At 39.2% G+C, this 5,466-nt stretch carries 3 protein-coding genes; all 3 read right to left on the reverse strand.

The window, feature by feature from the left end; genetic code table 11:
- Nucleotides 1-400 precede the first annotated feature (400 nt).
- Nucleotides 401-2,671: an ATP-binding protein gene (locus F6K54_RS39500; protein ID WP_293089740.1), complete on the reverse strand. Its 2,271-nt coding sequence runs from the start codon at nt 2,669-2,671 to the stop codon at nt 401-403.
- A gap of 171 nt (nt 2,672-2,842) precedes the next feature.
- A complete protein-coding gene (locus F6K54_RS39505; protein ID WP_293089742.1) occupies nt 2,843-2,965 on the reverse strand; it encodes a hypothetical protein in 123 nt (40 codons plus the stop codon).
- Between the two features lie 36 nt (nt 2,966-3,001).
- Nucleotides 3,002-4,267, reverse strand: a complete 1,266-nt coding sequence (locus tag F6K54_RS39510) for a sensor histidine kinase (RefSeq protein ID WP_293089743.1) — start codon at nt 4,265-4,267, stop codon at nt 3,002-3,004.
- Between the last annotated feature and the right edge of the window lie 1,199 nt (nt 4,268-5,466).

The raw sequence follows: 5,466 nt of genomic DNA on the forward strand, positions 1-5,466 counted from the left end.
TATAAAAAAACTTTCTCCTTCAACTCCAGTTCTTCTTCTTTCTTCCCTCTTTACTCCTGACTCCTGAGGACTGACTCCTGACTCCTCCGTAGTTATTTATTTATCACTGTTCAACCGGACATGATATCAACTGTTCCGGGCCAATACCATCCATTTGACCTTTGACTTTTGACTTTTGAGTTCTTTACTTCTTACTTTTGACTTTTGACTTATATTTTTATACTACGTTTTGTCGTGCGGAATGTAGGTTATTACCTTTGACCTTTGACTTTTGACTTTTTCTTACTTTTGACTTTTGAGTTTTGAGTTCTTTACTTCTTACTTCTTACTTTTGAGTTTTGAGTTTTGAGTTTTGAGTTCTTTACTTCTTACTTCTTACTTTTGACTTTTGACTTTTGACTTATATTTTGTGGTGCGGAATGTGGGCTTTAATAAAAGTTTTTAACTGTTTAAGCTGGAAACTATTCGCTAGTTGCAAAATCTCTTGGGCAAAAGGAGTAAAAGCCACATCTGATGCTAGAAGCTCTTCAGCTACCTCCACAACACCTTGAATATCACCATCTTCTACTAAAGTGAGTAATTCTTGTAAGACTTTCATAGCTGGAGAAACAATTTCTTCACTTTTTCTAACCTCAGTCACCTGAGCTGATGCTGTAGTCTTTTGCTCATAAACCCACTCTAAGTCGAGATACTGCTGTAAAATTTGTAGCAATTTGTCAGTCTGTATAGGTTTGGGCAAAAATACATCAGCTCCAGCATCAATTGCCTCTTGTTGATGACTGTCAAACACACTAGCAGAAGAAGCGATCGCCACCACATCCTTCAATTTTTCTGAACTGCGGATATATTTAAGAAATTCATAACCATTCATTACTGGCATCATTAAATCAGTAATCACTACATCCGGCAGAAATACCAGAATTTTTTCTAGAGCTTCCTTTCCATTTTTCGCTTCACTCATTTCAAAGCCAAGCACTTTTAGCAAGCTCACCACCAACGAGCGATTTTCCCAACGGTCATCCACAACCAAAACATGGTATTTTTTACCTTGATAACCCAATATAGTTCCTTGCTTAACAGTTCTCGAAACTATTGCCCATTCTCGTGCTTCTGGAACTTCCAGATCGAAGCAGAAGGTACTGCCTTTACCCAGTTCACTCCGTACTTCCAATTGACTGTCCATGAGCTTGACAATCTTTTGACTAATGGCTAACCCCAAACCTGTACCTTCTATCTTTTTTGTTCGATCGCCCACCTGTTCAAATGGCAGGAATATTTTCTGTTGTTGTTCTGGAGTCATGCCTACTCCTGTATCTTTGACTTCAAAGTGCAGATGATGTCCATCTGACAACTTTTGTGCTGTGACTGTAAAAGTGACGCTACCAATATCAGTAAATTTAATCCCATTACTTAAAAGATTAATCAATACCTGCTGTAGTCGTTTTTCGTCAGCACGAATGCCTGTGGGTAAATTTTGATTGGGGTAGTAGTAGAAATTTATACCTTTTTGTTCAGCTCGAATGCGACATATTTCCGCCACTCCTTGGAGGAAAGAGGGAAAATGAAACTCCTTTACCAAGAGATCAAGCTTGCGGGCTTCAATTTTGGAGAGATCGAGAATATCATTGATTAACTTCAGCAGGTGAAGGCCACATTGTTTGATAATATCAATACCTTTGTTTTCTTCCTCACTCATGGTTTCAGAATGCTCAAGGATTTGAGCATAGCCAAGGATACCATTGAGGGGAGTTCGGAGTTCATGGCTCATATTGGCAAGAAAATCACTTTTGGCTTGGTTGGCCGCATGAGCAGTTTCTTTCGCTTGTTCCAGTTGCATGATGTAAGCCTGCTTTTCCGTCATTAACTCTTTGACGCGGCCGATCAGTTGATTTAGGGATGTTGCTAATACACCTACTTCATCATTGGTTTGGACTGGTACTTGCAGATTGAAGTTAGAATCACGAGTAACTAATTGAGCAACATTTGTAACTGTTTGCAGTGGCTTGGCAATTGCATGACTGTTATATAAAGCCAGAATCAGAGCGACTCCTCCTGAAAGGCCAAAGCTAAAAACAATAATTTGAGTTCGTAGAAATTGGGCATCATTTAAGGCTTGCTCGGCATCTATTTCTCTTTGAATTACGAGCTGATAAAACTCTCCCATCAGATCGGGAGCTTCAATAAAAGCAACAAATTCTGGACTTTTAACTAAATTTATCAAGAGTTGTTGAGCAGTTTCTAAACCCTCAAGTTTCTGAGTCAGGGGTTGTACTGTTTTTTGAAAGGTAGTTGCACGCTGCTTAAACTCCTCAACAGTTACTTCATAGTCTTCTAGAAAAGTTTGCAAATCTTCGAGGGTTGCTGGTTTTCCAGAATTATTGTGTTTAGCGAGCAATTCCTGAATATTTTGCAGTCGTTTGAGCAAAGCACTACTCTCTTTACGAAAAACTTCAGGATCTTGAAGGTAAGGAGCAAGTTGTTTAGCTGGGCGGTTGTAGAGAACATCAAGTTGCAGGGCGCTCAGAAGTCGGTTTTCGTAGGAGGCTATCTGTTGTTCTTGTTGTGCCTTGTTTTGATAGTAGTTACCAATAGCAAAACCTAATGAAGTTCCAGCAAATGCTACACCTAAGGCGATCGAATAGCCAGAAATGATTTTACTCTTGATGGACATAAAGTGAAATTTGAGGGAACCAAATTTAATATACATAATACATAGGAAGTTGTTATAGTTAGTTTTATATATCTGTTTGCTTGCATTACACCTTCTTGAAAACATATTTTGGGCAAATGAGGTACAAGCTTGAATGGTAAAATCATCGTAGCGTAGGCATCTTGCCTGCGTTTAGGCATCTTGCCCGCGACTGGTGTACCTCATAACAACGGAAGCCGCTGTATCTTTTTCTGTTGGGTATAAAACCCCTTTGTCTATACGGTGTTGATAATTAGTTGGGGTTTGAGTGCCCATCCACTTCTTCCTTCTTCCTTCTTCCTTCTTCCTTTTTCATATCATGGGAATTTTGATTGTAAATGTTGTTCCTTGTCCAAATTGGGAATCGACTGTGAGTGTGCCATTGTGCTTTTCTACAACAATTTGTTCGGTGATCGCCAGTCCAAGGCCTGTACCTTTCCCAACAGGTTTTGTGGTAAACATTGCCTCAAATAAACGTTGTTTAATGGATTCGGGAATGCCAATTCCGTTATCTGCAATTTGGATAACGATTTGTTGATCGGAATTTCTTTGAGTTATAATTTTAATTTGAGGAACTCGATCGCCCATTTTTTCCTGGATAGTTGCTTCATCGAGAGCATCAATTGCATTAGCAATGATATTCATAAATACCTGATTCATTTGTCCTGGATAACACAGCACTAAAGGCAATAAGTCATAAGACTTAATAATTTTGATTTGGAGGCGATCAGGATTACCTTTGAGACGATGTTGCAAAATTGTCAGTGTACTATCCAAGCATTCATGCAAATCTACTAAAACTTTAGTTTCACTATCTGAACGGGAAAAGGTACGGAGTGAGTGTGAGATGTTTTTTATCCGTTCAGCACCTAATGTAAAAGAGTCTACAATTTTGGCTATATCTTCTAAGACAAATTCTAGATCCAAATCCTCAAGAGCTTCCTTTAACTCTGGTGAGGGTATGGGATACTCCTGCTGATATAGATTGATAATTTCAGTCACTTCAGCTATATGATTTCGCAGTGGCTGAAGATTGTTGACAATAAAGTTAATCGGATTATTAAGTTCATGGCCAATTCCCGCTACCATTTCACCAAGTCCAGAAAGTTTTTCTTGCTGTACCAATTGTACTTGGGCTTTTTGCAAGGCGGCTGTGCGATCGCTCACTTGTTCTTCTAAAGATTCTGTTAAGCGCTTTAATTGAAGGTGTACCCGCAGTCGTGCTAAGACTTCAGCCTGGTCAAATGGCTTGGGAATGTAATCAACGGCACCCAGAGAAAATCCCGTTGTTTTGCTTTCTGTATCAACAAGAGCAGTGGTAAAAATAATAGGAATGGATTTGGTTACAGGATTGGCTTTGAGCCGGCGACAGGTTTCAAACCCATCTATTCCAGGCATTTCCACATCCAGTAAAATTAGTTCAGGGATATTCCGTTCAACTAAGGCCAAAGCACTTTCTCCATCCATTGCCACTCGAAAACGAAATCCAGCAGTACCAAGCGTTTCTGAGAGTACAGATAAGTTGGTAGGGTTGTCATCCACAATTAATATAAATGGAGAGTCTTTATTTACTAACATAACACTTTTTTTCTTTTCTTCAATAATTATTGCACTCCTTACAAAACAACATGAGAATTAAGTTAAGTTTTGTTAAGTTTAATCATTATTGCTTAATAATATATTAACGAAAAAAAAATAATTAATTAAAAATATAGCGTTTCTCTAATTTATGAGATATAATGTTAAATATATCTCTGCTGCCCTTAAAAAGGCAGGGCTGTTTCATTCTTGGTTAAGACAGAAGGGGAGCAGGGGAGAATTTTCCACGCTTTACCCTAGATTTTTCCCAAATTTATCAATTATTCTGAAAGGTTAATTAACGAATTGTTGTTATTTGAGGGAACAAATAAAAGTCTGTTTTTAGGTAATGAAATGGTAAGCATTTCCTGCGGAATGCTGCGCAAACAGCAGTCAGCTAGCCTCCTGTCGGAGGAACTGCGGACTTCAGCTAGCCTCCTATGGTAGGAACTGCGGACTTCAGCTTTATTACCTTTAATAGTAAAAATTTTAAATATTATCATTGTTAGAAAAACAGATAATATCCCAATTAATATCATCAGGACTGACGCAAGTACGCTATATATAGTGTTTAAGAACTATAGATCTGTCTGTATTTAGTTAGTAAATTTGAGCAGTGCCCAAAAACTATGTTATACTGTCGCCAGAGTTGGTTGCATAAAGTAGCGATCGCATCATCAACTGTCACATTGAAATTACTGAAAAAGTTGAGTCAAATTTATCTCAAGGTTGGTTGAAGACCCGCACTCTCCCGTTGGCGGAGGATGGTGGCGGCAGCTATTAGGGGAGCGGAGGGATGGGAAAACCAATCAATAAGAGCGGTTTTTACACATAGTATGCTATACTAAACAGAATTAGGCTGCTGGGCTAGCAGTGTCAGTCTGTGGAGCGCGCCTTTAGACCAGAAAGAGGTTTGGCCTCCTCAGCAGGTGCGGAGCGAAGCAGAAAGTCCTGAGCCGCGAGGTTTAGGAATCCCGCGTTGTCGCGCCATGCGAACGTCGGGAGGATGTCAACTATACTATTAACCATTATAGTATATCAGGACTTACCGAAAAGCGACGTTGAGAGCAAGCGTGTTTTAACCGGGGGATGAAAACAAGGGAGTCGTTTAGACTAGACAACTTTAGTTGTCCTGTGCTATTATCTGGATATACAAACGTTTAGACAAAAGTAAGCAGCAAAGCATGGTTTAGACGCTA

Source organism: Okeania sp. SIO3B5, from assembly GCF_010692555.1.
Taxonomy (GTDB): Bacteria; Cyanobacteriota; Cyanobacteriia; order Cyanobacteriales; family Microcoleaceae; genus Okeania.

Coding starts and splice junctions, on each gene's coding strand:
- F6K54_RS39510 (WP_293089743.1), bottom strand. CDS start 4,267: ATGTTAGTAAATAAAGACTCTCCATTTATATTAATTGTGGATGACAAC.
- F6K54_RS39500 (WP_293089740.1), bottom strand. CDS start 2,671: ATGTCCATCAAGAGTAAAATCATTTCTGGCTATTCGATCGCCTTAGGT.
- F6K54_RS39505 (WP_293089742.1), bottom strand. CDS start 2,965: ATGGGCACTCAAACCCCAACTAATTATCAACACCGTATAGACAAAGGG.